A 25,335-nucleotide genomic window follows, 5' to 3' on the forward strand; every position below is an offset into this window, starting at 1 on the left:
CCGCAGTCCAATTCCCCCGAAATTTGCAGGGCTTACGCCGCGACGCGGCTCCCGGTTCGCCGGGAGTGGCTCAGCAACCCTGAAACCTCAAGCGAGGCTTAGATGCAAATATCTTCAACTCCAACAGCTTACGGAGGCAGTGAGGCGCAACGCCTCATGAACATGCTTCTGCAGCCACAGCAGACGGCCGCTGGGCAAGACCTGCCGGGCGCCGATTCTACGACCCCCGCCACGCCGGCGCCAGCCACAGCTCAGACCACGACCCTGAGCTCGGCCCAGTTCGCGTCCGACACCCTGAGCTCCCTGCTGACGGCGCAGGAAGGGCCGCCCACCGCCTCCAGTATCGCTTCGCAGATCATGAGCGTGGCGGACACCAACGGCGACGGCTCGCTCAGCCTCTCGGAAATCGAGACTGCGATCGGCGCGGACAGCGCTTCGGGAACCAATACGACCTCGGGATCCGACACGGCTTCCGGGTCGAATGCGCTGACGCAAGCGTTCAACGCGATCGACACCAACGGTGATGGCGAGATCAGCGCCAGCGAGCTCACCGACGCCTTGAGCGCCCAGAACGCGGCGCAGAACGGTGCCCAAGGCGCGCAGGCGGCCCACCATCACCACCATCATGGCGGCGGAGGCGGCGGAGGCGGCGGCGGCACGAGCGGTGCGGGCGGAGCCTCCAGCACCGATCTGGCCAGTCAGATCCTCGGAACCGCCGACACCAACGGCGATGGGGAGCTGAGCATGACGGAGATCGAGAACGCCCTTGGCGTCACCTCGACCTCATCCACCGCTGTGTCAAACACGCTGACCTCGGCCTTCAACAGCCTGGACACCAACGGGGACGGTCAGCTGAGCGCCTCCGAACTGAGCGCGGGGATCGACGCCTTCCGCGCCGCCCACCACCGCGGTGGAGCGGAAACCGCTCAGCCACAGGCCCAGACCCAGTCGACCGTCACCGCCTGACGCCGACGCGAACGGAGCCTAGAATGGGCTCCAGCCGCCGGTCCCCAGAGCTTCGCCACACTGTGTCGGGGTCATGTCGCAGGCGTCTCACGCGCCGAAATTCCCCTGGACAGCGATTGTGCGATCAAGCGACGGGACCAATCAGGGAAGACCCTCTATGCGACCTATTTTCCGCCAAGCCGCCCTCACGGCCCTCGTCGCGCTCGGCGCGGCTTCCATCGCGGCCCCCGCTGCCTGGGCTCAGGACGACCACCGCGGCGAACGCCCGACACCCGACCAGATCCACGCGCGGATGCAGCAGATGCACGCGGCGCACGAGCAGCAACATGCCGCCGACCTGCGCACCATCCTGCGCCTGCGGCCAGACCAGGAAGCCGCGCTCACCGCCTTTCTGCAGTCGCACAAGCGGCCGCAGGGCGCTGGAAGGCCCGGCGAACGCCACGGCCCTGGCGGCGGCGGAGCCCCTGCGCCGCTGACCACACCCCAGCGGCTCGACGAAATGGCCCGCCGCGACGCCGAGCGCGAGGCGATGCAGAAGCGCCACGCCGAGGCGCTGCGCACCTTCTACGCCGCGCTCAGTCCTGAGCAACGCCAGGTGTTCGACGCCCTGCAGCGGATGCACGGCGGCGGCGATCGGCCCGGCGGCTGGGGCCACCGCGGTTTCGGCGGCATGCATGGGCCGATGGGCGGCCCCGGCAGGCCGGGCGGCCCGCCGCCGCGCGACGAATAGCGGAAGTCCCGGACCCCTCCCTGAGCAGCCCACGCTCTGAATCGGATGGGAAGGGCCTGCCTTCTGGAGGCTGAGCGCGTCGGAGGGGTGCAGTGGACACCACTTCACCCTGACGTGCTCAGAGAGGATTGTGGCGTCGCGGTTGTTGCGGCGCCACAATCATCAGGGAGGAAAGGCTATGAATACTCAAGCCAGCGTTCTTCCCGCCCGCCACATCCTGGTCGTCGACGACGACTCCCAGCTGCGCGAGCAGGTGGTCGGATACCTGGAGGAGCACGGATACCAACTGCACGCCGCCAGCGACGCGGCCTCGATGGAGGCCGCCCTGGCCGCAGCGCCGATCGACCTGATCGTGCTCGATGTCATGCTGCCCGGCGAGGACGGGCTCTCCATCTGTCGGCGGCTGTCGGAGACCGGTGGTCCGGCCATCGTCATGGTCAGCGCCATGGGCGACGAGGTCGACCGGGTGCTGGGCCTTGAGCTGGGCGCCGACGATTATCTGCCGAAACCCTGCAGCCCGCGCGAGCTGCTGGCGCGGGTCCGTGCGGTGTTCCGTCGACTGGACGAAGTGCGGGGCGGCGCGCCGCGGCGCGGCAAGACCTATCACTTCCAGGGCTTCGTGGTGGACACCCTGCGTCGGCAGCTGCGCGCGCCCAACGGCACCACCATCCTCTTGACCGGCGGCGAGTTCTCGCTGCTCAGCGTGTTCCTGGAGAACCCGCAGCGGATTCTGTCGCGCGACCAGCTGCTGGAACAGGCCCGCGGCTCGCAGACCGAGGTGTTCGACCGGGCCGTCGACGTGCAGATCAGCCGCCTGCGCCGCAAGCTGCACGCTTGCGTCGAGGGTGAGATCATCAAGACCTATCGCGGCGCGGGCTATCTCTTCGACGCCAAGGTGACCCGGGCGTGACCGACACGCCCGCCGCCGCGCCGCGCCGCGCGTGGCCGCGGGCGCCGATCAGCTTGCAGCTGGTCACCCTGCTGGTGGCGAGCCTGCTGGTCGCCCAGGCAATCAGCTTTGGCGTCATCCTTCTGATCCCACCGCCCAGGCCCCCGGTCTACCGGGTGGCCGACGTGGCCGCGGCCGTTCGCGGGGGTCCGTTGAAGACCCGCTTCGGCCGCCCGATGACGCGCGCTACCGCCGCCAGCCTGCCCCCTGAACTGGTCGCGCCCCATCGCGAGCACGAGCGCACCCTGGCCGCCCTTGCGCGTGTCCTCGGCGAGCCGGAGACGCGGGTTCGGCTGGAGGAGCAGAATGCCTCGCCGATCTGGCGCCTGCGCCGCGCCTTCACCGGCGCGCCGCCGCCACGCGGCCCTGACCGCGGCGGTCCGATGGGCGCCTCGCCCTTCGAGATGGACCGCGGGGCGCAGGATGGCGGAGCGGGCGATCCTCCGGGCCAGGTCCCCCGCGATTCGAACGACGCCGCGAATCCAGGCGCGGGTGAGGGCGTCGGCCCGGCCGATTCCGGCTGGATGCGCGGCTCCGGCCGGCGGCGGTTCAACGGCGGAGCGGACATGCCGATCTTCGGTGACTTTTCCGCGGCGCTGCAGGCGGATGACGGGACCTGGACCGTGGTCCGATCGACACCGGACGCCTTCCCCTCGTCCTGGCAGATGCAGGCTTCGGCCTGGCTGCTGGGCGGCTTCCTTCTGGTGGCGTCGGCCGGCTACCTGTTTTCGCGCCGCATCTCCGCACCTCTTAAGCGGTTCGCCGAGGCCGCCGAGACGCTCGGGCGCGATCCGCACGCGCCCCAGATGGCGCTGAAAGGCCCGGCCGAGGTCGGCGCCGCCGCCCACGCGTTCAACGAGATGCAGACGCGCATCAAGCGCTACATCAACGACCGCACGGCCATGGTTGGGGCTATCTCGCACGATCTGCGCACGCCGCTCGCCCGCATCCGTTTCAAGCTGGAGGCCGCGCCGCCGACGCTGAAGGCCTCGGTCCTCTCCGACATCGATCAGATGGAGCAGATGATCGGCGGGGTCCTGGCGTTCATCCGCGACGAGGGCCAGCCGCGCCGGCGCGAGAAGCTCGATCTGCTGTCGTTGATCGAGTGCGTGGCCGACGATGCGGCCCTGGTCGGCGGCCAGGTCGAGATCGCCGACGGCGCGGCGGCGGTGACGGTGGATGGCGACCCCGTCGCGCTCCAGCGCCTGTTCTCGAACTTGGTGGACAACGCCCTGAAGTATGGCGGCGAGGCGCGGATCAATGTGCGCCAGACGGCCGGCGCAGCAGTTGTGGAGATTGTCGATGCGGGGCCTGGGCTGTCGCCGGACGAGCTCGGACGGGTTTTCCAGCCATTCTACCGCACCGATGCGTCCCGCAACCTCGACAATGGCGGCGTCGGGTTGGGACTGCCGATCGCCCGTTCCACCGCCCGCGCGCACGGCGGCGACGTGGAGTTGATGTCCCGACCGGGCGGAACGACGGCGGTCGTGACCTTGCCGGCGGCAGCCTAGCGATGGGGTAATCTCAGTCCGTCTGGCGACCGGCGACCGGCTTGTCCGGATAGGCCAGTTGTTCGCGCGCCATCCATTCGGCGGTCACGTAGTTGACGATCAGCGACTTGCGCACCCCCAGGATCGGCCGCGGCTCGAACCCGTGCCAGGTACGGTCAGAGGGCACGAAGGCCAACGCTCCGCCCCGTTCAAACGGGGCGCGGTGCGACCAGGTCTTGCCGTCGACGTAAACGTCAGTTCCCAACTCCGGCTGGCCGTCGGGGCCGAGATAGTAGAGCAGGGTGAATTTCTTGACGCCCAGGTCGGTGTGCGGCTGCAGCCAAAAGCCTTCGGTGTCCTGCGCGTATTCGATCCGCAGGCAGCAGCCGTCGAGCTGGGCGCCGGTGAGTGTCTCCACCGTGGCCACGGTCTCGGGATGCTGGAAAGCCTCGGCCAGGGCGGCGCAGACCGGGTATTGGGCGATCGCCTGCGCATCGACATATCTGCGCGTGTTGTTGTGGATTTCGCGTGAGCCGGATACGCCGTTCAGCGCTGGCGCGGGGAAGGGCAGGGCGTCCAGGGATTCTGCCATCGGGGCAGGCAGGACGTCCTGCAGTATCCAGTGACGGTAGGGTTCGTCCTGCGGGCGCGCCGCGGCGAGGCTTTTTCCAAAGCTCTCGCGGCAGGTGTCACGGGCGGCGTGGATCACGGACGCGACTTCGCGATGGGGGTCGAGCAAGGCCAGTGGACTTCTCTGCATTGATCTGGTCGCCTCGCCCCCGGGGAGCTCACGCCTGAATGACGTTGCGTACCGACAACCATCTCAGGCTCGCAAAAGCAAGACGCTGCCTCGCCGCAGCGTCGGCCAGCGGCATCGCGCTGTTGGCCACGGGGGCGTCTCCCGGGGTGGCGTGGGCTGCCGAAACAAGGGTTTTTCGCCTTCCTGCAGAGCCCCTTGAAGCTGCTCTCGTTCGCTTTGCAGTGCAAGGCGGGGTCTCGGTGGGAGGGCTCCCGGTTTCCGGTTGCAGCGGTCGGTCGCGGCCGGTCTCCGGCGCCCTGCCGCCTTCCAAGGCGCTCGGCGCCCTGTTGCCGGCAGGCTGTGGGTTCGAGGTGCTCGATCCCAAGAGCTTTCGCGTGGTCGCCCGGCCGCTGGCCACGCCCGTCCAGGCCGCCCAACGCGCGCCCACACCGGACAGCGTCACAGCGCCGCGGCTGGACGAGCTCGTGGTGACGGCCGAAAAGCGGCCTGAGCTCTTGTCGCACACGGCTTCGGCCATCAGCGTGCTATCCGCGACCGATGTGGAAGCGCTGGGCGGACGCAGCTTCGACGAGATCGCCTCCCAGGCGGTGGGAGTTGCGGTGACCAACCTGGGCTCCGGGCGCAACAAGATCTTCGTGCGCGGGCTCTCCGACGGATCGTTCACTGGCAAGACCCAGTCGACCGTTGGCCTCTATCTCGGCGATGTGCCGATCACCTACAACGCGCCGGATCCGGACCTGCGGCTGGCCGACGTCGATCGGGTGGAGGTGCTGCGCGGCCCGCAGGGCACCCTCTACGGCTCAGGCTCCATGGGCGGCATCGTGCGCATCGTGCCGGCCCGGCCGGACCCGACCTCGGTGCTGGGATCGGTCTCGGCCGAGGCCATGGCGACCCAACACGGCGGCCCGTCCGAGGGCCTGGAGGCGATGACCAACCTGCCGCTGGCCGACGGACGCGCGGCGATCCGAGCGGTGATCTACACCGACGAGAGCGGCGGCTACATCAGCAATCCCGTGCTGGGCCTCAACGACGTCAACTTCAGCCGCCGCACCGGCGGGCGCATCGCCGGCCTGGCCGAGCTGCCGGACGGCTGGGAGCTCGAGGGCGGCTTCGCCCACCAGTCGATCGCCACCGCCGACAGCCAGTATACGCAAGGCGCCGATGGCTCGCTGAGCCGCGACGCCGCGGTGCGCGAGCCGTTCAGCAATGATCTCTCGGAATTGGGCCTCACCGCTCAGCACAGCGGCGCGCTCGCCGACCTGAAGGTCTCCGCCGCCTATATCGATCACGCCCTGGAAACCCGCTACGACGCCACCGGGGCGTTCCGCGCGGCCGGCGGCTCGCCCCTCGGCCAGGCGTTCGACGAGGACAAGCACATCCGCCTGTGGGAGACCGAAGGCCTGCTCTCGTCCAACGCGCCGGGACCCTGGCGCTGGCTGGCGGGCGGCTTCGTGTCGCTCTCCAACGAGATGGACGAGGCCTTCCTGCAGGATGTGACGCCGCCCGGTCCAGCGCGTTCGATCTATCAGCGCCGCGACGACCTTTCGGAAGCCGCCATCTACGGCGAGATCGCCTATGACATCACCGCCAAGATCACCGCCACGGCCGGCGCGCGGTGGTTCGCCACCCGCGTCGACACCCGCGCCGGCGACTTCAACGTCGCTGATACGCCTATCCCGGACCTCCACGAGCACCTGACCGACACCGGCGTGGCGCCAAAATTCCGTGTCAGCTACGCGGCGACGCCGGAATTCGTGATCTACGCCCAGGTGCAGGAGGGCTACCGCGCCGGCGGATTCAACATCCCAGCCGCGGCGGGCGGGCCGACGACGGAAAGTGTTTCCCCCCAGTTCAAGCCCGACCACCTTTGGAACTACGAGATCGGCGCGGGCCTGCCGCTGTTCGACCACAAGCTGACGCTTCGCGGAGCGATCTTCCACGCCGACTGGAACGGCCTGCAGACCGATCAGCGGCTGGCGTCCGGCCTGCCGATGACGGTGAACATCGGCGACGGCTCCAACACCGGCGTCGAGGGCGAGGCGGACTGGCGGCCCGATGCGCATCTGCAGGTGCGGGCCAATCTCTTGCTGGAGGATCCGAAGATCACCCGCGCCGCCGACGTCTTCCCGGCGCGGCGCGACATCGGCCTGCCGGGCGTGCCCTACGAAATGGGCGCCGCCGACGTCCGCTACCATTGGCGGATCGGGCGCTTCGAGGCGGAGTCCATGGCCCAGGTGGCCTATGTGGGGCGCTCGTATCTCACCTTCGATGGCGGGCTCGGCAACGCCATGGGCGGCTACGCCTCAGGCCGGGTCGCCGCCGCACTCAGCGCCGACATCTGGCGGGCCACTCTCTTCGTCGACAACGTCGCCGACGAGCGGGGCAACACCTTCGCCTACGGCAATCCCTTCAGCCGGGCCCGGGCCACCCAGGCGACGCCGCTGCGCCCGCGCACGCTCGGCCTGGGCCTGGCGCGAAGCTTCTAGCGCCAGACGCCGGGCGAGATCTGGTCAGGACAGCCCTGGATCCAGACATCGCGGCGCGGGCCAGCGACCAGGAAGGCCGTGTAGCGCTGGTTGTGCGCCAGCCCGCCCGCCCGCGTCAGCTCACCGGCCGGCGTGACCTGCGTGAAACAGCGCAGGACGTCGGGGACCTTCATCCGGCGCGACAGGTCGACGACCAGCCCCGGTCGGGTGAAATCGGGCCGGCCGGGGTCGCCGGCCCAGTAGCGGTCGCGCTCCACCAGCTCCAGCAGAGGGCCGGAGATGCGGTGCTCGTCCTGCAGCTGGGAATAAACTCCGTAGCTTAGCGTTCCCACCCAGGCTGCGCCGGTCCGCGCCCGCAGGGCGTCGATGTCGGCGGCGAACCGGCCCCAGCCGCGCAGGGGCAGGGTCGGGTCGAGCCGCCCCAGCAGGTTGGGCGTCGGCAAGGCCATGATCGCGAAGGTCGCGCCGGCCACAGCGAAGCCAGCCACCGGCGCCAGACGCCTCAGCCAGCGCTGCCAGGGCGTGGCCGCAAATCGTTCGGCGGCCGTCGCCGCGCAGATCGCCATGGCCCCGAACACCGGCGCCGGCCAGTGGCCTTGCACCCGGTCGTGCAGGCTGTGGAGCATCAGATAGGCGGCGAACGGGACGGATGTGGCCAGCGGCAGCATCAGGTGCGCCGCGCCGGCTTGGCCTCGCTCGCGCCAGGCCTGCCGCGCGCCCAGAGCCGCATAGGCCGCCAGGATGGGCGTGAAGAGCAGGATCTGGGTAGCCGCCAGCTCCAGCAGGTAGGCGAGCGTGAAGCCGTGCGGCGCGACACGGCTGAACTGCTTGATGAAGGTGATCCACTGGTGCTCGGCGTTCCAGACCACATTGGCCGCGAACACCGCCGCCGCGACGACGGCCGCGGCCCACGGTCCGGGCTTTTTCAGCTCCGCCGCTCCGCCAGGGACCGCCAGCAGCCAAAGCAGCACGCCGGGGGCCAGGAAGAGGCCGGAATATTTCGACATCACCGCCAGCCCGGCCATTAGTCCGGCGGCCAGCCACCAGCCGGCGCGCCGATGTTCCCAGAACCGCGCGAGCGCCCAGAGCGTGGCGGTCCAGAACAGGCTGGCCGGCGAGTCCGGAATGGCCAGCATGCCGCCCAGGCAAACGGTCAGGGTGGCGTTGTACCAAAGCGCCGCGCGGAACGCGGCCCGCGGACTCGCCCCCAGTCGCAGGGCCAGGTCGCCGATCAGCCAGGTGTTCAGTCCGCAACTCAGCGCCGGCAGCAGCCGCACGCCGAGCGGCGTGTCGCCGAATAGGCTCATGCCGGCCCGGATCCACCAGCCGATCATCGGCGGGTGGTCGAGGTAGCCCAGCTGCAGGTGCAAGGCCCAGAAGCGGTAGTAGGCCTCGTCCTCGGTCAGGTGGATCGAGCCGGCGGCGACCAGGCGGATCGCCGTCAGGCCCAGCGCCAGCAGCAGCACGCCGCGGCGCGAATCGATGATCCCCGGTTTCACCAGACCGCGAGCGACGTGGTGATGTAGTTCCAGGCCGCGCCCACCGCCGCGCCCGCGACCACGCCGACCCAACGGTGCGGCACGAGCTGGAACGCCAGGCTGGCGACCGCCACATTGGCCGCCAGGCCGATGGCGCAGAGCAGGCAGAAGCGCAGGTAGCCAGTCAAGAGCGCCAGGCCCCGCTTCCGCTTGTCGCGATAGGTGACCGTGTTGTTGATCAGGTAGTTGGAGGTCATGGCCACCACCGCGCCGATCGCCTGGGCCGGCAGGAAGCGCAGGTCCGACAGCGCGTAGACCACCGCGACATTGACCAGCACACCGCTCAGCCCCACGAGCCCGAACAGCAGGGCGCGGGGCGAAAGCACGTCACGACTGAGTTTGCTGGCCAAGAGGCTGAGGTAGTGGGCGACGACGCGCCCGTCCAGCTTGCTTTCGCCCTCGTGACGCTCGCGGAACACATAAGGCAGTTCGACGACCCGCGGCGGAGGATCGAGTACGCTGGCCAGGTCGAACAGCAGCTTGAAGCCATCGGTGGAGAGCTTCGGAGCCGCGCGCTCGACAAGACTGCGGCGGATCGCGAAGAAGCCGCTCATTGGATCGCTCAAATCCAGCTTCAGGACCTTGCGGCCGAGCCAGGTGGCGAACAGGCTGCCGTGGGCGCGGCGCTTGTCGAAGCCGCCCACCGGCCCCTGGCCCGCGATGTAGCGGCTGCCCACCACCAGGTCGGCGCGATCGTCCTGCAGCGCTTTCAGCATCTGCGGCAGCAGGGTCTCGTCGTGCTGCAGATCGCCGTCGATCACCGCCACGAAAGGCGCGGCCGAGGCCATCGCGCCCTCGATCACCGCGCCGGCCAGGCCGCGGCGGCCGATGCGGTGCAGGCAGATCACCCGCGGATCGATGGCGGCGATCTCCTTGACCGTCGCGGCAGTGCCATCGGGGCTGTCGTCGTCGACGAAGATCACCTGCCAGACCACGCCCTGCAGCGCCGCTTCCAGCTTCTCGAGCAGGGGGCGCACATTGGGCGCCTCCTTGAAGGTCGGGACGATGACGCCGAGCTCCAGCGGGTGGGCGGAGGGGGCGGACTGGTGACGCAATTTGGCCCCGGACGGTGCGCTCATGCGCCCTCATAGCCGCCGCGCCCGGACCTGGGAACCGTCCGCATTGGGCGACAGGCTGTCGCGTGGGTGGTGCGGCGTGTATGGGGTAGGGACAAGGGGCGAGGCGAAGAGCGCTTGGACTTGCAGGACGATGGCAGATCGGCGCTGATCGGGCTCTACCTGGAGCGCCGCACCGACTTGGTGCGGTTCTTCACGGTGCGCCTGCGCTCCGCCGCTGCGGCCGAGGACTTGGTGCAGGACATCTACGTCCGACTGTCGGGGATCGACCAGCCGGTCGAGATCCAGAATCCGATGGCCTACCTTTACCGCCTGGGCTCCAACCTGATGCTCGATCGTTTGCGGGGAGAACGGCGCACGGCCCACCGCGACGGCGCCTGGCTGGACAGCCAGACCACCCGAGTGGGCATTCATGAGATCTCCTCCGAGCCAGACGCCGAGGCCGCCGTAGCGGCCCGCCAGCGCTTGGCGCTGCTCACTTCGGCCCTGACGGAGCTCAGTCCGCAGACACAGCGTGTCTTTCGGATGCACAAGTTCGAGGGTCTCAGCCATCCACAGGTCGCCGCTCAACTTGGCATCTCCCGCAGCGCCGTGGAGAAGCACATGATGGCCGCGCTGAAGCACCTCTCGGCGAGGCTCCCATGATCGGCGAAGCACGTTATTTGGAGGAGCAGGCCGAATGGCGGCGTCATCTCATCGAATGCAGGTGGTTCGCCGCCCTGCGGGCTAGGGATTGATGCGGAAGACCGACGAAGATTTCGACGACGGTCATGTGGCCGAGGAGGCTGCGCATTGGTTCGCGCGCCTCCAGGGCGAAGCTGCGACCGGTGACGACTGGCTGGCGTTTGAGCGCTGGCTGCAATCGTCGCCTAGCCACGCTCAGGCGTACGAGCGTCTGGAAACCCTGTGGGTCGATCTAGAGTACTCGCCGGTGGCCAAGGAACTGGGCGGCCGCCCGCTGTTGGCCGCACGCCGTCAACGTCCCGTACGCGCCGCTTCGCACGACGTGGTTCGCCGCCGGGCCCTGTGGGGCGCCGGCGCGGCTGTCGCCGCCGGACTCGTTGTGGCTGTGGGTCTCGGCCTGCAGTCGCCCAGCGTCGCCGCCCAGACTTACGTCACCCCGGCCGGTCAGATCCGCGACATCGCGCTGGCCGACGGCACCCATATCCGGCTGAACGCCGCCTCCAAGATCACCGTGCGGTTCGAGCGCGACGCGCGCCGGGTCGAGATGGCCGACGCCGAGGCGGTGTTCGACGTGGCCCATGACGCCAAGCGGCCGTTCCTGATCGAGGTCGGCGACCGCCAGGTCCGCGTGGTCGGCACGGAATTCAACCTGCGCAACCGCGAAGGCCTGGTGGACCTGACGGTCCGCCGCGGCGTCGTCGAAGTGCGGCCCGCCGACGCCCTGGAGTCCCAGCCCACGCGGGTCACCGTCGGCCAGGAGCTGACCCACACGGTCGGCCAGGCCGCCCAGGTGCTGAAGGTTTCCGATCCGGACGCCACCTTCGCCTGGACCAATGGCCAGCTGATCTACCACGACCAGCCGCTGTCCGACGTCGCCGCCGACCTGTCACGCCGCTTCGCCACGCCAGTGCGTACGGCCGATGCGCGCACCGGGGCGCTGCGTTTCTCCGGCGTGCTGGTGACCGACAACGAAGCCGACGTGCTGCGGCGACTTTCGGCCTACGCCCCGGTTCGCGTCGAACGCACCTCCGGTGAGATCATCCTGCACCATCGCTAGGGCGTAGTTGGGGTCGGGGACCGCCCTGACAGCCCAATCGTGATCGTGGATCAGGCTCTGGGCGCTGTCAGTTGCATCGCCTGAAGCAGGCTGCCGGTGAAGGTCATCACCCCTGTGTGGCTCAACCGCGCCTCCATGTCGGCCCAGATCTCCCCGCCGAGGTCGCGCCAGCGGCGGCAGAAGGCGTAGTCCTCCGACAGGTACTGGCCGGTTTCAGGCTCGATCATGGTCTCGAAAACCATCGGCGCCTCGTCGGCCAGGCGATCGCCCATGTCGCCCATCTTGGCATGCAGCTCCGGATGAGCATCGACGATCTGCTGCATCGCCTCGCGGCGGATCATCAGGAAGCCGGTGCCGCCGTAGGCCACCTTCGCGATGCCGTTCTCGACCTGCACCGAATGGTCCGGGGTCGGCAGGAAGCGCACCACATAGCCGAGACTGGCGGCCATCATATCCGGCGCGTTGGCCTTTCCCGCCGTCCGCGCGCGCTCCCAGTCCACGTATTTCATCGGGCAGACCGCGGCGATCACCGGCTTGTCGGCGTCGAGCAGGCGGAAGACGTTTTCCGGCGCAAAGCCGATATCGGCGTCGCAGAACAGGATGTGGGTGGCCTCTTTGTGCGCCAGGAAGCGGGCGGTGAGTCGGCTGCGGGCTCGGGTGATCAGGGCGTCGCCGCCCATCAGGTCGATTTCCAGGCCGATCCCGCGCTCATTGCAGGCCTTCTGCAGCGCCAGTACCGAGTGCATGAATTGAAGCAGCAACTGGCCGCCGTAGCAGGGCGTGGCCAGGTAGATGAACGGCTTGGCGGCGGGGTCGGACGACATGGAGGCTCCGGGGCGGTGGTCAGGCCGGTTGTGGATCGCGGAGGAAAGCCTCCACCAGATGGTCATAGAGGTCGAAGCGCTTGTAGGCGCGCAAGTCCGGCGTGGCCGAGCGCCAGGCATGAGCGAAGGCGGCCAGGCGCTGCGGGTCGTCGGCAAGGTCGCCGAGCGGCGCCAGCCAGACCCGGATCGTGAACAGCGCCCCGCCCGTCTGCGGCAGTCGGCGCAGGGTCTGGCGCTCGACACGCAGGCGCAGCGTTCGGCCAGCCTCGCGCGGGTCTATCTGTGGGATAAGGGCGCGGATCGGCGAGGAGGACGGAGTGTGCAGTTCGCCGGAGTTCAACACCGTCCAGTTACGCCGCTCGAGCACCAGCTCCGGTCGCAGGCCCTCGAACACGCGCTGCACGCGGGTCAGGAACCGCTCGGCGAAGCCGGTGACCGGACCATGCAGCTCGCTAAGGGATTTGCCGATCGCCTCGGTGGCCGTGAAGAACCCGCCGGCCGAGAGTGATAGCGCCGTCAGCCGCCACTGGCCCTCGACCTTCTCCATCAGGCACAGGTCGTCGGCGACGCGGCGAGAGGCGACGTAGAGCGGCGGCATGCCCGTCTGCGCGGGAGCCGGACCAAGCGCAGTCTCGATCAGGCCCAGAGCTTCGGCCTGGCCGGCCTCGGACCCCTCCGTCTCGGCCCAGACCAGGTCGCGCGCGCGCTCGAACAGCGCGTCCTTGCGCACCGCCGGATCGTCCTCGCCGCCCTCCAGCCAGTCGGCGATCGCGATGGGCCTGAGGCCGATCTGGAAATCGACGGCCTCCTCCCACGGACGATGCCGCAGGCTCACTTGACCCAGCCCAACCGCCGCCAGATTAGCCAGACCGCATAGGCGGCCGCGATGCCCACCGTATCGGCCGTCAGATCGAGGATGTCGCCGTCGCGGCCGAACGGCAGGACCGCCTGCAACACCTCGATCGTCGCTCCAAAAATGAAGGCGAACAGCAGGATCGCCCACCGCCGCTTGGTGGACAGCAGCAGGCCAGCGCCGGTCAGCACGGCCCAGGCGCTGGCGTGCTCGGCCTTGTCCCAGATCACGCCAACGCCGGGCACGTACTTGCCGGGCGCGAGCGTGATGTAGAGCAGGATGGCGCAGGCGAGCCCGTAAATCGCCAGTCGGACGGGACGGGGCAGGCGGCGCAGGTGTTCGAACGGCGTCATTGGCCCTTACTTGCACGTCCGCGCGCGGCTCTCTAGCGTCCGCCGCCTTGACGGAGCGTGGGAAGCGGACATGGCGGCCAGACCGGAAATTGCGGCGGTGATCTGGGACTTCGGCGGGGTGTTCACCTCCTCGCCGTTCGAAGCCTTCAACCGCCTGGAGGCCGAGAAGGGCTTGCCGAAGGACCTGATCCGGCGGGTCAATTCCACCAATCCGGACGCCAACGCCTGGGCGAAGTTCGAGCGCAACGAGGTCGATGCGGCCGGCTTCGACGCGCTGTTCCTCGCGGAATCCACGGCGCTCGGCCATCCGCTTCGCGGGGCCGAGGTGCTGCCGAAGCTGTCGGGCGAGCTGCGGCCGCGGATGGTGGAAGCGCTGAAGGCCTGCAAGGCGGCGGGCTTCGCGGTCGGCTGCATCACCAACAACGTGGTCTCAATGCACAGCCCCGGCCGGGACGAAGGCCAGCGGGCGGCCGGCGCCATGGCTCAGGTGATGCCGCTGTTCGACGCGATCATCGAAAGCTCCAAGGCCGGCGTGCGCAAGCCCGATCCCCGGATCTATCTGATGATGTGCGAGCTTCTGGCGGTCGAGCCGAAGGCCTGCGTCTATCTCGACGACTTGGGCATCAACTGCAAGCCGGCCGCGGCGTTGGGCATGCGCGCGATCAAAGTGGTCGATGTCGATCAGACGCTGGCCGAGCTGGCCGAGGCGACGGGCCTGAACTTCGGCGCGGAGGTGACCGCATGAGCCGGCCCTCCAAGATCGGCGCCGCGGCGGCGGTGAAACAACGACCGCTCTGGCGCGTCGCGGACAGTGAGCGCGACGCGATCCAACGCACGTTCCGCTTCGCCGACTTCACCGCGGCCTTCGGCTTCATGACCCGTACAGCCCTGACAGCCGAGAAGCTCGACCACCATCCGGAGTGGTTCAACGTCTACAACCGCGTGGACGTGACGCTCACCACCCACGACGCGGGTGGAGTCACCGAGCTGGACGTGAAGCTAGCGACCTTCATGGACATGGCGGCGAAGAGCGCCGGCGCGACGGGCGAATAGCTGTGGGAGGCAGGCCGGCGGCAGATGGTGGCTTAAATCTCATGGTTGCCAGTCTGCCTTTGGGTCTGGGCAACTCAAAGACGCGCGTAACCGCGCCGCGACGCGGCCGGCCGAGAGCCGGTCCTTGACTTGCCCAGACCCAGAGGCTCGCATCATTCATGAGAAATAGGGCCGGGAGGGTATCTGAAGATGCCTCGCGGGTAACGGGTTCGAGGAGACAGAACGATGCCAGGACGGGTCGCGGGCAAGAAGGCCTTCATCTCAGGCGGGGCTCAGGGGCTCGGCGCGGCCATGGCCCGAAAGCTGGCGGACGAGGGCGCCAAGGTGACGGTGGCCGACATCAACATCGAGGGCGCCAAGGCCGTCGCGGCCGAGATCAACGCCACCCACGGCGAGGGGACGGCGTTTGCCTTTCCGCTGGATGTCACCAAGGAAGAGCAGTGGGTCTTCGCGCTCGAGGAGGCCGATGAGGCGATGGGCGGCATCTCGGTGCTGGTGAATAACGCCGGCATCAGCCGCGGCGGCGACATCGAGTCCCTGAGCTTGGAGGACTGGAAGACGGTGATGAGCGTCAACGTCGACTCGGTGTTCCTCGGGACCAAGCACGCCCTGAAGTACATGCGCGCCCATCAGCCGGGCTCGATCGTCAACATCTCCTCGATCGCCGGCCTGATCGCGGCCCACAATTCGCCGAGCTACAACGCCTCGAAAGCGGCGGTCTGGCTCTTGTCCAAGGGCATTGCCCTGCACTGCGCCAAGCAGGGCATGGATATCCGCTCGAACTCGATCCACCCGACCTTCATCGACACCCCGATCCTCGATCCGCTGCGCCAGCGGTTCGGCAAGGAGGAGGCCGAAGCCAAGCTTGGCCGCCAGGTGCCGCTAGGCCACATCGGCGAACCGGAGGACATCGCCAACGCCTGCCTCTACCTGGCCTCGGACGAGAGCAAGTTCATGACCGGCGCCGAGCTGAAGCTCGACGGCGGGATTTCGGCGATGTGATTCAGTTCGCGACGATGGCGCCGATCAGAAGCCTCGCGCCGGGCCGTTTGAGGATCAGGTCGGTCTCGCGCTGGAGTTCCTGGACGATCAGTTCGGCGTTGGGTTCCGCGCCCGGAGGCAGGCCCGCGGCGTAGATCTGCATGGCCTGGACATAGGCCGCGCGTAGCCGCGGGAGCGACTGGTCGGCGAACGCGCGCAGCTTCGGGTCGTCGACCTGCAGGCCGCAGTCGACGCTCAGCACGCCGCGCCGGCCGCCGGCCTTGTTGGTGGTCGCGGTGATCGGATTGATCGGGATGTAGTTCTCGCCGCCCGATTTTTTTTTCGGCTTCTCGTCCGCCGCGCGGGCGAGCGCCGGCGGCAGAAAAGCCAACGCGATCAGGGTCAGGAGCTCGCGGCGTCGCATGGCCTCATCTATCGCGATCATGGTTAGCGGCTTCTTTACGCGGCCCTGCGACAAAGGGGCCAACGCCCGGGACATCCCTCCCGGGAGCTTGCGGAGCGCGCGCTTTGAGCCGATTTGCGCCGACCAGCCTCGATCTCGACGGCAAGGTCATCCTCGTCACCGGCGGCACCGGCTCGTTCGGGCGGCGGTTCATCGAGACCGTGCTGACCCGCGCCAAGCCGCGTAAGCTGATCGTCTATTCGCGCGACGAGTTGAAGCAAAGCGAGATGCAGATCGACCTCGCCGAGCGGTTCGGGCCGGAGAAGATGGCGGTGATGCGCTTCTTCCTGGGCGACGTGCGCGACCGCGAGCGGCTGATCCTGGCCTTCCGGGGCGTCGACATCGTGATCCACGCCGCAGCCCTGAAACAGGTGCCGGCCGCCGAATACAATCCCTCGGAATGCATCCACACCAACATCATGGGCGCCGAGAACGTGGTCTGGGCCTGCCTCACCAACCGGGTGCAGACGGTCATCGCGCTTTCCACCGATAAGGCCTGCAATCCGATCAACCTCTATGGGGCGACCAAGCTCGCCTCCGACAAGACCTTCGTGGCCGCCAATAACCTGTCGGGCGACATCGGCACGCGGTTCTCCGTGGTGCGCTATGGCAACGTCGTGGGCTCCCGTGGTTCGGTGGCGCCGTTCTTCCAGCGGCTGATCGCCCGCGGCGCGACGGAGCTGCCGATCACCGACGTGCGGATGACCCGCTTCTGGATCACCCTGAACGAGGGCGTCGAGTTCGTGCTGTCGTCCCTGGGCGAGATGCATGGCGGCGAGATCTTCGTGCCGAAGATCCCATCCATGAAGATGACCCACCTGGCCGAGGCCATGGCGCCGGGCCTGCCGATCAGGTTAGTGGGCATCCGCCCTGGCGAGAAGCTGCACGAGATGATGATCAGCGCCGACGACGCCCGCTCCACCGTCGACCTGGGCGACCGCTACGCGATCGAGCCGGCTTTCGTGGAATATCGCCGCGAGCCGCTGAAGGGCGGCAAGCTGCCCGAGGAATTCAGCTACGCCAGCGACACCAACGACGATTGGCTGAGCGGCCCGCAGCTGCTGGCCATCCTCAATGACTATGCGCCCCAGCAACGCCGCCGGCGCGCGGCCGACTAGCATGGCCGGCCCGGTCCTCCCTTATGGCCGCCAGACCATTGAGGACGACGACATTTCGGCGGTTGTCGAAGCGCTGAAGGCGGATTTCCTGACCACGGGCCCCACGGTCGAGGCCTTCGAGACCGCCTTCGCTGAGACGGTGGGCGCGCGCCACGCCGTGGCCTGCGCCAACGGCACCGCGGCCCTGCACCTGGCCATGCTAGCGCTCAACGTGCAGCCGGGTGAGGTGGTGATCGCGCCCTCCATCACTTTCCTCGCCACGGCGAACTGCGCCCGCTACGTCGGCGCCGAGGTAGTGTTCGCCGATGTGGACCCGCTGAGCGGCCTGATGACCCCGGAGACCCTGGCCGAGTCGCTGACGCGGGTTGACGGGCGCAGGCTGCGCGCCGTCCTGCCGGTGCATCTGCGCGGCGACACCGTGAACCTGCCGGAGTTGGCGGCCATTGCGGGCCAGTCTGGCGCAGCGCTGGTCGAGGACGCGCCGCATGCGCTGGGCTCGACCATGACCTACGGCAATGTCGCCGAGCGGGTCGGCGATGCGCGCCACTCGGCCATGGCCACGTTCTCCTTCCACCCGGTCAAGACCATCGCCACCGGCGAGGGCGGCATGGTGACGACCAATGACGCAGACCTCGCCGATCGGCTGCGGATTATGCGCAGCCATGGCATGACGCGGCCGGCGGGCGCGGAACCCTGGGTCTACGAGATGGCCGAGCCGGGTTTCAATTACCGCCTGCCAGACATCCTCTGCGCGCTGGGGCTCTCGCAACTGAAGAAGCTGCCGAGGTTCGCGGCCCGCCGTCGCTCCCTAGCCAAGGCCTATGAGACATCGCTCGCGCCCCTGGCGCCGGTGGTCCGCATCGCTGAGCGTCCTGTGTGGAGCGATCCCGTCCTGCACCTGATGTGCGTGCTGATCGATTTCGAGGCCGCCGGTACGACCCGTCGCGCGGTGGTGGACGCGCTGCGCGAGCGTGGCGTCGGGACCCAGGTCCACTACATTCCGGTGCACACTCAGCCCTACTACCGCGAGCGGTACGGCGAGCTAGATCTGCCGGGCGCGCAGGCCTGGTACGACCGCTGTCTTTCGCTGCCGCTCTATCCGGGGATGGCGGACGAGGACGTTGGGCGGGTGGTTGAGGCGATGAGGGCGGTGCTGGGCCTCTAGGCCGCCAGCGCCGCGTGCTTCAGCAGATCCCGGATCGCGTCGACCTGGCCCGGCGCGCCGGACAGCTCGGCGCGGGTGTCGTCGGCGCGGGCGAGCTTGAGGGCCTCGGCGCGGGCGCGGTCGGCGCAAGGGCCGAGCGGGGCGGTCTCGCCGCAGGCAAGCTTGAGCAGCACGGTCAGCCGTTCCAGCGCCGGCTTGGGGGCGCGTGCGGTGGTGGCAATTAGGCGGGCCTCGGCTTCGACCGCGCCGCCGACCTCGCCCAGCTTCAGCTGGATGGGCCTGTAGACCTCTTCGACAAGGCCGCAGCGGGCGACGCCGCGCTGCAGCTTGGCCAGTTCCGTCAGCCGCTTGGCCGCGAAGTGGCCCTGGGCCGCCTCGCGTTCGAAGCGCAGGCTGAAGATCAGCGAGGAGAGCCAGCGGCCGGCCTCGCGCTTGTTGGCGCCGCCGATGATGTTCTCGATCAGCCAGACCAACGCCTCGGCCTCCTCCATGACCGTGGCGTCCTCGCCCAGGTAGGATTCCACGAAGTCGCGGGCGACCAGGGTCTTGGACCGCGCCGTGAAGGCCGCCTGGACGTCGTCCAGAGGCAGGAGCTTGCCGGCTGCCGCGGTCAGCGACATGGCCAGGCCCCGGGTGACGTCGAGCTCGCCCTCAGGATCGGAGGGGCGCAGCCGCCGCCCGCCGCCCAGGTCGCGCAGAATGCGCTGGCCGATGGCGGCGCGCACGCCGGTGAAATCCTCACTCATCAGCCACTTGGCCAGGCGCTTGGCGCGGTCGGAGAGCTCCGGCGTCACCTTGGCCACCGAGGGTTCGACCTTGACCAGCTGGTCGACGACCTTGGCGGCGGCCAGGCGGCTCATGGCGGCCAGGCGCGCGCCGAGGTCCAGCGAGCCGCCGACGATGTTGTCCAAGCCCTTTTCGTGGCGGACGATCTCTTCCAGCGGCTCGGCGATCACCACGAGCGCCAGGGCGCGGCCGGCGCCTTCGGCGGGCGCGTTGTCGGCCAGGTCGAGCAGCAGGCCGACCTTCTCGCTCCAGCTTTTCGCGGGCGCGAGGTAGCCTGCCACGGCGCAGCCGAGCCGATAGGCGCCCTCGGGGTCCCTGGACATAGCCACAGCCACCTGGGCGAAGGTTTCCAGCGCGGCTTCCGGCAGGCCCTTTTTGCGGTCGCGCATCAGCCGCTCGATGGCGCGTTCGCCGAGCGATTTGAACGTCGCGGTCATCTCGGCCAGCGTCGTGCCGCGTGAGTGGGCCTCCGGCGTGGCGATCTTCTGAATCGCGTGGGTGATCTCCACCTCGCTCGCTTCCAGCTGCTCGACCAGGTCGGGGCGGTGCAGAAGTTCGAAGGGAATGACCTCGTGGCGCTCCAGCCAGGTCTCGAACAGCCGGCCGATCCGCTCGCGGGCGTGGCAGGTGTAGAGGTCCTGCGGAGAGATGCAGAGCGGCTCGGTGGGCTCGGGGGCGCGGACCTTGCGCGGCTTCTCGGGCAGGCCCAGGGTGACCAGGGTGAGGGACTGGAATTCGCCGGTCTCAGGGTCAAGGGTCTCGCGCATGACGCGCGCGCCGGCGACCAGGCCGCGCTTGACCAGGTCCTTGGCCTCGTCCATCGCGATGTCGCGGCTTTCAGTGGCGGTCTTCAAGGCCCAGGGCGAGTCCGGATAGCGGCGGACAAAGACCTCGAAATGGACGTTCGCAGCGGGCATTCAGCTCTCCCCAGTGAACCGAAGCCTAGTGGCGAAGCTTTAAGGTCAGATTGACCGCGTTACGTGACGGCAAGACGGCGCCCCATTGAGGTCACGCTGTGGGATAACTAGCTTCACGGACGTTCAAGGAGATATTCTTAAGCCCATGGCCAAGATCACCCTGGTGGATGACGACGAAAACATCGTCACCTCCGTCAGCCTCGCGCTGGAGAGCCACGGCCACACCGTGAAGGCCTATTTCGACGGCGCCGCGGGCCTTGCGGCGCTGGAGAATGAGCCGCCGGACCTGGCCATCCTCGACGTCAAGATGCCACGCATGGACGGGATGGAGGTGCTGCGCCGCCTTCGCCGGACGTCCGACATGCCGGTGATCATCCTCACGTCCAAAGACGAGGAGATCGACGAGATCCTCGGCTTCAACCTGGGCGCCGACGACTACATGCACAAACCCTTCAGCCAGCGCCTGCTCATCGAGCGGGTGAAGGCGGTGCTGCGCCGCGCCGGCGTCGAAGGCGAGGAGCCCGCGCCCGCCGCGGTCGGCGCCGAGGGCAGCCGCGCCATCAAGCGCGGCAAGCTGACCCTCGATCCCGCGCGCCACGACTGCCTGTGGGAAGGTAAGCCCGTGAAGCTGACGGTGACCGAATTCCTGCTGCTGCAGTCGCTGGCCCAGCGCCCCGGCTTCGTGAAGAGCCGCGACAACCTGATGGACGCAGCCTACGACGATCAGGTCTATGTCGATGACCGCACCATCGACAGCCACATCAAGCGCATGCGCAAGAAGTTCCGCGACGTTGATCCCGAGTTCGACGCAATCGAAACCCTCTATGGCGTCGGCTACCGCTACCGCGAAACCTGATCGGGACCGCGGGGGCGGCGAGGAAGATCCACGCGCGCCGCGGCCGTCGTTGTTCCGTTGGCTGCCGGGGTCGCGGCTCGGCCGGCTGATCATCGCGTTGAACGTCCTCGGCCTGGCGATCCTGATCGCCGGGGCCTTGGTGCTGAACGAACTGCGGCAGGGCCTGGTCGACGCCCGAATCGACAGCCTGACCACGCAGGGCGAGTTGATGGCGGCGATCATCGATCAGGCATTCACCGTCGGCGAGCCGACGCCGGCGATGGACGCCAACGACGCCAGCCTGACCTTGCAGATGCTGGCCAATCCCAAGACCCAGCGGGCGCGGTTGTTCGACGCCCAGGGCCGGCCGATCGCCGACAGCGAGCTGGTGGCCGACCGCGTGGAGCAGAGGGTTCTGCCGCCCGCAGCGCGGCGCGGCGAGGCGCGGTTGCCGCTCTCGCTCAAGCCGCGCCCGAAAACGGCCGTGGCGGCGGAGGCCCGCGCGGCCCTGCGGGCGGAAGTCGCCAAGGCACTGCGCGGTCAGCACGTGGCAGGCCTGCGGCGCAGCGAGAACGGCGACCGCGTGGTCTCGGTCTCGATCCCCATCCAGCGGGTCCAGGCGGTGCTCGGCGTGCTGACCCTTGAGGCCAACGACGTCGACGAGATCATTGCCCGCGAGCGGATGGCGCTCATCCCCTTCATCCTGATCGCCGTCGCCGTCTCGCTCTCGTCGTCGCTGCTGCTGACCCGGCTCATCGCCCAGCCGGTGCGCCGCCTGGCGCGCGCCGCCGACCGGGTGCGGCTGGCCGGCGCGCGCGCCATCTCGTTGCCGGACCTGGCGCGCCGTGACGATGAGCTGGGCGACCTGACCCGCAGCCTGGAAGACATGACCCAGGCGCTCTCCGAGCGGATGGACGCCATCGAGAGCTTCGCCGCCGACGTCGCGCATGAGATCAAGAACCCGCTCACTTCGCTGCGCTCGGCGGTGGAGACCCTGGACCTGGTCACCGATCCGACGGCGCGCGAGCGGCTGCTGCGCATCCTGAAGAACGACGTGCAGCGCCTGGACCGGCTGGTCACCGACATTTCCAACGCCTCGCGGCTCGACGCGGAGCTGTCCCGAGACAATCCCAAACCCGTCGACCTGGAGCGGCTGGTCGCCGACATCGTCGGGCTCTACCAGGCCACTGCCAAACCGGGCGACGTGGCCGTGCGGTTCGCCCGCCCCGTTGGGCTTGAGGCCACCACTGTGATGGGGCGTGAGGGCTCGCTGGGCCAAGTGTTCCGCAATCTGATCGACAACGCCCGTTCCTTCAGCCCGCCGGGCGGCGAGGTGGTGGTGGCCGTGCAGCGCGGGGCGGGACGTGTCATCGCCACGGTCTCCGACGCCGGACCGGGGATTCCGCCGGAGAACCTGGAGACCATCTTCGAACGGTTTTACACCTCGCGGCCTAAGGGCGCGGCGTTCGGCGGCAACTCAGGCCTTGGCCTCTCCATCGCCCGGCAGATCGTCGAGGCGCACGGCGGCACGTTGAGGGCCCAGAACCGGGTGGTCGACGGCCAGGTCATCGGGGCGGTGTTCCTGCTGGTGCTGCCCGAGGCCAAGGCGTGATCGCCCACGCCGGCCTGATCGCCGCGTGGTTGCGGGGCGCCTGGCGCGGGGTGCTGATCGAAGGTCCCTCGGGAGCCGGCAAGAGCGACCTGACGCTGCGCGCGCTCGGCCAAGGTTTCTGGCTGGTCGCCGACGACCGGGTGAGCCTCTGGACTTCGGATGGACGGCTGTTCGGTCGCGCGCCGGATGCGCTGTTCGGCCTCCTCGAGGTTCGCGGCCTGCAGGTGATCCAGGTCCCGGCGCTGCGCCTCGCCGAGGTGGCCCTCGTCGCTCGCTACGGCGCGCCGGAACGCATTCCGGAGGCCCGATCCGTCGACCTCTTGGGTGTTTCGGTTCCGCTGATTGAACTGGATCTGAGCCAGGACTCGGCCGCTGCGAAACTAAGCCGCGCGCTCGACCACTTTGACGCAGCGCACAAGAGGCGTATTTAGCACGGCTCGCGGACGGGAATTTGGCCGCGCGGGTGGGGATACCCTTGGAACAAGTTCGCATGTTCGGGCTCGCAATATGATCGGGCTCGTGATCGTCACGCACGGGCGTCTGGCGGAAGAGTTCGTCTTCGCCATGGAGCACGTGGTCGGACCGCAGGCCGCGGTTGAGGCCATCTGCATCGGGCCGGAGGACGACATGGAGCGCCGCCGCAAGGACATCCTGGCCGCCTGCGGAAGGGTGGACACCGGCGCGGGCGTCATCCTGCTCACCGACATGTTCGGCGGCACGCCGTCCAACCTGGCCATCTCGGTGATGGAGCAGACCAAGGCCGAGGTGATCGCCGGCCTGAACCTGCCGATGCTGATCAAGCTCGCCAGCGTCCGCTCCCGCCAGAGCCTGGAGGACGCGGTCGCCTGCGCCCAGGAAGCGGGCCGCAAGTACATCTCCGTCGCGTCCTATGTCCTTGCTGGCGAGAAGTGAGCGGCCGGTGAGCGAGGGGGCGACCCGCACCGTCGAGATCGTCAACAAGCGGGGCCTGCATGCGCGCGCATCCGCCAAGTTCGTCAAGACCGCCGCCGGGTTCGACGCTGAGGTGCGCGTATCCAAGGATGGCCAGACCGTCGACGCGCGATCGATCATGGGGCTGATGATGCTGGCCGCCGGCCCCGGCTGCTGCATCGACATCGAGGCCGAAGGCAAGGAAGCCGAACAGGCTGTCGCGGCGCTGGAACAGTTGGTCACCGCCAAGTTCGACGAGGACGAGTAGCTAGCTCTTCAGCCGCCAGCCGGTGCGGAAGATCTGCCAGACGACCGTCAGGCAGATCAGCATAAAGATCAGCGTCATGCCGAGGCTCGCGCCCACGCCCACGTCGGAGACCCCGTAGAAGCTCCACCGGAAGCCGCTGACCAGATAGACCACGGGGTTGAACAAAGCGATCTTCGCCCATGCGCCGGGTAACATCGAGATCGAGTAGAAACTGCCGCCAAGGTAGGTCAGCGGCATGATCACCATCAGCGGCACGATCTGCAGCTTCTCGAACCCGTCCGCCCAGACGCCCAGGATGAAGCCGAACAGGCTGAAGGTCAGCGAGGTCAGCACCAGGAAGGCCACAGCCCACAGCGGGTGGGCGATGCTGTAGGGCACAAACAGCCTCGCCGTAGCCATGATGATCACGCCCAGCATGATCGACTTCGACGCCGCCGCGCCCACATATCCCATCAACACCTCGAAGGCCGAGACCGGCGCCGACAGCATCTCGTAGATCGTGCCCGACCACTTGGGCATGTAGATGCCGAAGGAGCCGTTGGAGACGCTCTCGGTCAGGATCGACAGCATGATCAGGCCCGGCACGATGAAGGCCGCGTAGGTCACGCCGTCGATCGCCGCCATCCGCCGCCCGATGGCCGCCCCGAAGACGATGAAATAGAGCGAGGTGGTCAGCACGGGCGCCGCGATGGACTGCACCACCGTGCGGAAGGTCCGGGCCATCTCGAAGCGGTAGATCGCCTTCACGGCGTAGAGGTTGAGACCCATCATGACCGCGTGCTCACCAGGCTGACGAAGATCTCTTCCAGCGAGCTTTGCTGGGTCTGCAGGTCCTTGAAGTCCACGCCGCGCTTGGACAGTTCACGCAGCAGTTCGGCGATGCCGGTGGTCTCGGCCTGGGCGTCGAAGGTGTAGACGAGGTCGGCGCCGTCGTTCTCCAGCGCCAGACTGTAGTCGGACAGCCCGTCGGGCAGGGCCTTCAGCGGTTCCTGCAGATGCAGCGTGAGCTGCTTCTTGCCGAGCTTGCGCATCAGCTCGGCCTTCTCCTCGACCAGGATCAGCTCGCCCTTGGAGATCACCCCGATGCGGTCGGCCATCTCCTCGGCTTCTTCGATGTAATGGGTCGTCAGGATGATGGTGACGCCGCTCTCCCGCAGTTTGCGGACCATCTCCCACATGTCGCGCCGCAGCTCGACGTCGACGCCGGCGGTGGGCTCGTCGAGGAACAGGATCTGCGGCTCGTGGCTGAGCGCCTTGGCGATCATCACCCGGCGCTTCATGCCGCCGGAGAGCGCCATGATCTTGGTGTCCTTCTTGTCCCAGAGGGAAAGGTCGCGCAGGATTTTTTCGACGTAGGCGGGGTTGGCCGGCTTGCCGAACAGACCGCGGCTGAAGTTGACCGTCGCCCAGACGGTCTCGAAGGCGTCGGTGGACAGCTCCT

General features: G+C 68.4%; 27 protein-coding genes. 17 read left to right on the top strand and 10 right to left on the bottom strand.

The window, feature by feature from the left end; genetic code table 11:
* Positions 1-156 precede the first annotated feature (156 nt).
* From E8A12_RS21135 to E8A12_RS21150, 4 genes are all read left to right on the top strand, one after another.
* Entirely contained in the window at positions 157-966 is an 810-nt protein-coding gene (locus E8A12_RS21135; RefSeq protein WP_293372560.1) for an EF-hand domain-containing protein, read from the top strand.
* A 157-nt stretch (positions 967-1,123) separates the two neighbouring features.
* The gene (locus tag E8A12_RS21140) at positions 1,124-1,696 is read left to right on the top strand and encodes a Spy/CpxP family protein refolding chaperone (RefSeq protein WP_293372562.1); all 573 of its coding nucleotides are present in this window, start codon (positions 1,124-1,126) and stop codon (positions 1,694-1,696) included.
* 178 nt (positions 1,697-1,874) lie between these two features.
* Positions 1,875-2,606, top strand: a complete 732-nt coding sequence (locus tag E8A12_RS21145; RefSeq protein ID WP_293372564.1) for a response regulator — start codon at positions 1,875-1,877, stop codon at positions 2,604-2,606.
* Positions 2,603-4,156, top strand: coding sequence for an ATP-binding protein (locus E8A12_RS21150; protein WP_293372566.1), 1,554 nt, complete (start codon positions 2,603-2,605; stop codon positions 4,154-4,156). Before E8A12_RS21145 ends, E8A12_RS21150 begins: the two co-directional genes overlap by 4 nt.
* A gap of 13 nt (positions 4,157-4,169) precedes the next feature.
* Here the strand turns inward: E8A12_RS21150 and E8A12_RS21155 are convergent, their stop codons facing one another.
* On the bottom strand, positions 4,170-4,895 hold the full coding sequence (locus E8A12_RS21155) for a 2OG-Fe(II) oxygenase (RefSeq protein WP_293372568.1): 726 nt from the start codon (positions 4,893-4,895) through the stop codon (positions 4,170-4,172).
* Between the two features lie 326 nt (positions 4,896-5,221).
* Here E8A12_RS21155 and E8A12_RS21160 point away from each other — a divergent pair, with 326 nt between their 5' ends.
* Entirely contained in the window at positions 5,222-7,381 is a 2,160-nt protein-coding gene (locus tag E8A12_RS21160; RefSeq protein WP_293372570.1) for a TonB-dependent receptor, read from the top strand.
* Here the strand turns inward: E8A12_RS21160 and E8A12_RS21165 are convergent.
* Together E8A12_RS21165 and E8A12_RS21170 are read right to left on the bottom strand one after the other, a co-directional pair.
* Entirely contained in the window at positions 7,378-8,880 is a 1,503-nt protein-coding gene (locus E8A12_RS21165; protein ID WP_293372572.1) for a glycosyltransferase family 39 protein, read from the bottom strand. The two genes, E8A12_RS21160 and E8A12_RS21165, sit on opposite strands and share 4 nt — an antisense overlap.
* Entirely contained in the window at positions 8,877-9,998 is a 1,122-nt protein-coding gene (locus E8A12_RS21170) for a glycosyltransferase family 2 protein (RefSeq protein ID WP_293372574.1), read from the bottom strand. The genes E8A12_RS21165 and E8A12_RS21170 overlap by 4 nt, the downstream gene beginning before the upstream one ends.
* Before the next feature lie 120 nt (positions 9,999-10,118).
* Here E8A12_RS21170 and E8A12_RS21175 point away from each other — a divergent pair, with 120 nt between their 5' ends.
* Together E8A12_RS21175 and E8A12_RS21180 are read left to right on the top strand one after the other, a co-directional pair.
* On the top strand, positions 10,119-10,640 hold the full coding sequence (locus E8A12_RS21175; protein ID WP_293372576.1) for a sigma-70 family RNA polymerase sigma factor: 522 nt from the start codon (positions 10,119-10,121) through the stop codon (positions 10,638-10,640).
* Between the two features lie 91 nt (positions 10,641-10,731).
* Positions 10,732-11,736 carry a FecR domain-containing protein gene (locus E8A12_RS21180; RefSeq protein ID WP_293372578.1) on the top strand — a complete coding sequence of 335 codons (1,005 nt, stop codon included), beginning with the start codon at positions 10,732-10,734 and terminating at the stop codon, positions 11,734-11,736.
* A gap of 50 nt (positions 11,737-11,786) precedes the next feature.
* Here E8A12_RS21180 and E8A12_RS21185 read toward each other — a convergent pair whose 3' ends face one another.
* The 3 genes from E8A12_RS21185 to E8A12_RS21195 are packed head-to-tail and all read right to left on the bottom strand — an operon-like array spanning position 11,787 to position 13,766.
* Positions 11,787-12,560: a hypothetical protein gene (locus E8A12_RS21185; RefSeq protein ID WP_293372580.1), complete on the bottom strand. Its 774-nt coding sequence runs from the start codon at positions 12,558-12,560 to the stop codon at positions 11,787-11,789.
* A gap of 19 nt (positions 12,561-12,579) precedes the next feature.
* Positions 12,580-13,395: a heme-dependent oxidative N-demethylase subunit alpha family protein gene (locus E8A12_RS21190; RefSeq protein ID WP_293372582.1), complete on the bottom strand. Its 816-nt coding sequence runs from the start codon at positions 13,393-13,395 to the stop codon at positions 12,580-12,582.
* Entirely contained in the window at positions 13,392-13,766 is a 375-nt protein-coding gene (locus E8A12_RS21195; protein ID WP_293372583.1) for a VanZ family protein, read from the bottom strand. The genes E8A12_RS21190 and E8A12_RS21195 overlap by 4 nt, the downstream gene beginning before the upstream one ends.
* A gap of 70 nt (positions 13,767-13,836) precedes the next feature.
* Here E8A12_RS21195 and E8A12_RS21200 point away from each other — a divergent pair, with 70 nt between their 5' ends.
* The 3 genes from E8A12_RS21200 to E8A12_RS21210 all read left to right on the top strand — a co-directional run bounded on the left by E8A12_RS21200 (position 13,837) and on the right by E8A12_RS21210 (position 15,821).
* Positions 13,837-14,511: an HAD-IA family hydrolase gene (locus tag E8A12_RS21200; RefSeq protein ID WP_293372585.1), complete on the top strand. Its 675-nt coding sequence runs from the start codon at positions 13,837-13,839 to the stop codon at positions 14,509-14,511.
* Positions 14,508-14,819: a 4a-hydroxytetrahydrobiopterin dehydratase gene (locus tag E8A12_RS21205; RefSeq protein WP_293372587.1), complete on the top strand. Its 312-nt coding sequence runs from the start codon at positions 14,508-14,510 to the stop codon at positions 14,817-14,819. Before E8A12_RS21200 ends, E8A12_RS21205 begins: the two co-directional genes overlap by 4 nt.
* 225 nt (positions 14,820-15,044) lie before the next feature.
* Positions 15,045-15,821 carry an SDR family oxidoreductase gene (locus tag E8A12_RS21210; RefSeq protein WP_293372589.1) on the top strand — a complete coding sequence of 259 codons (777 nt, stop codon included), beginning with the start codon at positions 15,045-15,047 and terminating at the stop codon, positions 15,819-15,821.
* Between the two features lies 1 nt (position 15,822).
* Here E8A12_RS21210 and E8A12_RS21215 read toward each other — a convergent pair whose 3' ends face one another.
* Positions 15,823-16,245: a hypothetical protein gene (locus tag E8A12_RS21215; protein WP_293372591.1), complete on the bottom strand. Its 423-nt coding sequence runs from the start codon at positions 16,243-16,245 to the stop codon at positions 15,823-15,825.
* 83 nt (positions 16,246-16,328) lie between these two features.
* Between E8A12_RS21215 and pseB the strand changes: the two genes are divergently transcribed.
* Both pseB and pseC read left to right on the top strand, forming a co-directional pair.
* Complete coding sequence (gene pseB / locus E8A12_RS21220) at positions 16,329-17,381, top strand: UDP-N-acetylglucosamine 4,6-dehydratase (inverting) (protein ID WP_293372593.1); 1,053 nt, start codon at positions 16,329-16,331, stop codon at positions 17,379-17,381.
* 1 nt (position 17,382) lies between these two features.
* Complete coding sequence (pseC, locus tag E8A12_RS21225; RefSeq protein ID WP_293372595.1) at positions 17,383-18,546, top strand: UDP-4-amino-4,6-dideoxy-N-acetyl-beta-L-altrosamine transaminase; 1,164 nt, start codon at positions 17,383-17,385, stop codon at positions 18,544-18,546.
* Here pseC and E8A12_RS21230 read toward each other — a convergent pair.
* The gene (locus tag E8A12_RS21230) at positions 18,543-20,249 is read right to left on the bottom strand and encodes a hypothetical protein (protein WP_293372597.1); all 1,707 of its coding nucleotides are present in this window, start codon (positions 20,247-20,249) and stop codon (positions 18,543-18,545) included. The two genes, pseC and E8A12_RS21230, sit on opposite strands and share 4 nt — an antisense overlap.
* 145 nt (positions 20,250-20,394) lie before the next feature.
* On the opposite strand from E8A12_RS21230, the gene E8A12_RS21235 reads away from it, so the two are divergent.
* The 5 genes from E8A12_RS21235 (at position 20,395) to E8A12_RS21255 (ending at position 23,894) form a co-directional block, all read left to right on the top strand.
* Positions 20,395-21,105, top strand: coding sequence for a response regulator transcription factor (locus E8A12_RS21235; RefSeq protein ID WP_293372599.1), 711 nt, complete (start codon positions 20,395-20,397; stop codon positions 21,103-21,105).
* The gene (locus tag E8A12_RS21240) at positions 21,074-22,696 is read left to right on the top strand and encodes an ATP-binding protein (protein WP_293372601.1); all 1,623 of its coding nucleotides are present in this window, start codon (positions 21,074-21,076) and stop codon (positions 22,694-22,696) included. Before E8A12_RS21235 ends, E8A12_RS21240 begins: the two co-directional genes overlap by 32 nt.
* On the top strand, positions 22,693-23,127 hold the full coding sequence (locus E8A12_RS21245; RefSeq protein ID WP_293372603.1) for an HPr kinase/phosphatase C-terminal domain-containing protein: 435 nt from the start codon (positions 22,693-22,695) through the stop codon (positions 23,125-23,127). The genes E8A12_RS21240 and E8A12_RS21245 overlap by 4 nt, the downstream gene beginning before the upstream one ends.
* 76 nt (positions 23,128-23,203) lie before the next feature.
* The gene (locus E8A12_RS21250) at positions 23,204-23,608 is read left to right on the top strand and encodes a PTS sugar transporter subunit IIA (RefSeq protein ID WP_293372605.1); all 405 of its coding nucleotides are present in this window, start codon (positions 23,204-23,206) and stop codon (positions 23,606-23,608) included.
* A 7-nt stretch (positions 23,609-23,615) separates the two neighbouring features.
* Positions 23,616-23,894, top strand: coding sequence for an HPr family phosphocarrier protein (locus E8A12_RS21255; protein ID WP_293372607.1), 279 nt, complete (start codon positions 23,616-23,618; stop codon positions 23,892-23,894).
* Here E8A12_RS21255 and E8A12_RS21260 read toward each other — a convergent pair whose 3' ends face one another.
* Entirely contained in the window at positions 23,895-24,662 is a 768-nt protein-coding gene (locus E8A12_RS21260) for an ABC transporter permease (RefSeq protein ID WP_293372611.1), read from the bottom strand. It lies immediately after the preceding gene.
* On the bottom strand, positions 24,662-25,335 hold a 674-nt coding region (locus tag E8A12_RS21265; RefSeq protein ID WP_293372609.1), incomplete at its 5' end, for an ABC transporter ATP-binding protein. The genes E8A12_RS21265 and E8A12_RS21260, both read right to left, overlap by 1 nt.

The organism is Phenylobacterium sp. (genome assembly GCF_004799395.1).
In the GTDB taxonomy this organism is placed as follows: Bacteria; Pseudomonadota; Alphaproteobacteria; order Caulobacterales; family Caulobacteraceae; genus Phenylobacterium.

What these genes read in the sequence shown, in the direction of transcription:
- E8A12_RS21135 (WP_293372560.1), top strand. Translation starts at nt 157, where the DNA reads ATGAACATGCTTCTGCAGCCACAGCAGACGGCCGCTGGGCAAGACCTG.
- E8A12_RS21140 (WP_293372562.1), top strand. Translation starts at nt 1,124, where the DNA reads ATGCGACCTATTTTCCGCCAAGCCGCCCTCACGGCCCTCGTCGCGCTC.
- E8A12_RS21145 (WP_293372564.1), top strand. Translation starts at nt 1,875, where the DNA reads ATGAATACTCAAGCCAGCGTTCTTCCCGCCCGCCACATCCTGGTCGTC.
- E8A12_RS21155 (WP_293372568.1), bottom strand. Translation starts at nt 4,895, where the DNA reads ATGCAGAGAAGTCCACTGGCCTTGCTCGACCCCCATCGCGAAGTCGCG.
- E8A12_RS21170 (WP_293372574.1), bottom strand. Translation starts at nt 9,998, where the DNA reads ATGAGCGCACCGTCCGGGGCCAAATTGCGTCACCAGTCCGCCCCCTCC.
- E8A12_RS21180 (WP_293372578.1), top strand. Translation starts at nt 10,732, where the DNA reads ATGCGGAAGACCGACGAAGATTTCGACGACGGTCATGTGGCCGAGGAG.
- E8A12_RS21185 (WP_293372580.1), bottom strand. Translation starts at nt 12,560, where the DNA reads ATGTCGTCCGACCCCGCCGCCAAGCCGTTCATCTACCTGGCCACGCCC.
- E8A12_RS21195 (WP_293372583.1), bottom strand. Translation starts at nt 13,766, where the DNA reads ATGACGCCGTTCGAACACCTGCGCCGCCTGCCCCGTCCCGTCCGACTG.
- E8A12_RS21200 (WP_293372585.1), top strand. Translation starts at nt 13,837, where the DNA reads ATGGCGGCCAGACCGGAAATTGCGGCGGTGATCTGGGACTTCGGCGGG.
- E8A12_RS21205 (WP_293372587.1), top strand. Translation starts at nt 14,508, where the DNA reads ATGAGCCGGCCCTCCAAGATCGGCGCCGCGGCGGCGGTGAAACAACGA.
- E8A12_RS21210 (WP_293372589.1), top strand. Translation starts at nt 15,045, where the DNA reads ATGCCAGGACGGGTCGCGGGCAAGAAGGCCTTCATCTCAGGCGGGGCT.
- E8A12_RS21215 (WP_293372591.1), bottom strand. Translation starts at nt 16,245, where the DNA reads ATGATCGCGATAGATGAGGCCATGCGACGCCGCGAGCTCCTGACCCTG.
- pseC (WP_293372595.1), top strand. Translation starts at nt 17,383, where the DNA reads ATGGCCGGCCCGGTCCTCCCTTATGGCCGCCAGACCATTGAGGACGAC.
- E8A12_RS21230 (WP_293372597.1), bottom strand. Translation starts at nt 20,249, where the DNA reads ATGCCCGCTGCGAACGTCCATTTCGAGGTCTTTGTCCGCCGCTATCCG.
- E8A12_RS21235 (WP_293372599.1), top strand. Translation starts at nt 20,395, where the DNA reads ATGGCCAAGATCACCCTGGTGGATGACGACGAAAACATCGTCACCTCC.
- E8A12_RS21240 (WP_293372601.1), top strand. Translation starts at nt 21,074, where the DNA reads ATGGCGTCGGCTACCGCTACCGCGAAACCTGATCGGGACCGCGGGGGC.
- E8A12_RS21250 (WP_293372605.1), top strand. Translation starts at nt 23,204, where the DNA reads ATGATCGGGCTCGTGATCGTCACGCACGGGCGTCTGGCGGAAGAGTTC.
- E8A12_RS21260 (WP_293372611.1), bottom strand. Translation starts at nt 24,662, where the DNA reads ATGGGTCTCAACCTCTACGCCGTGAAGGCGATCTACCGCTTCGAGATG.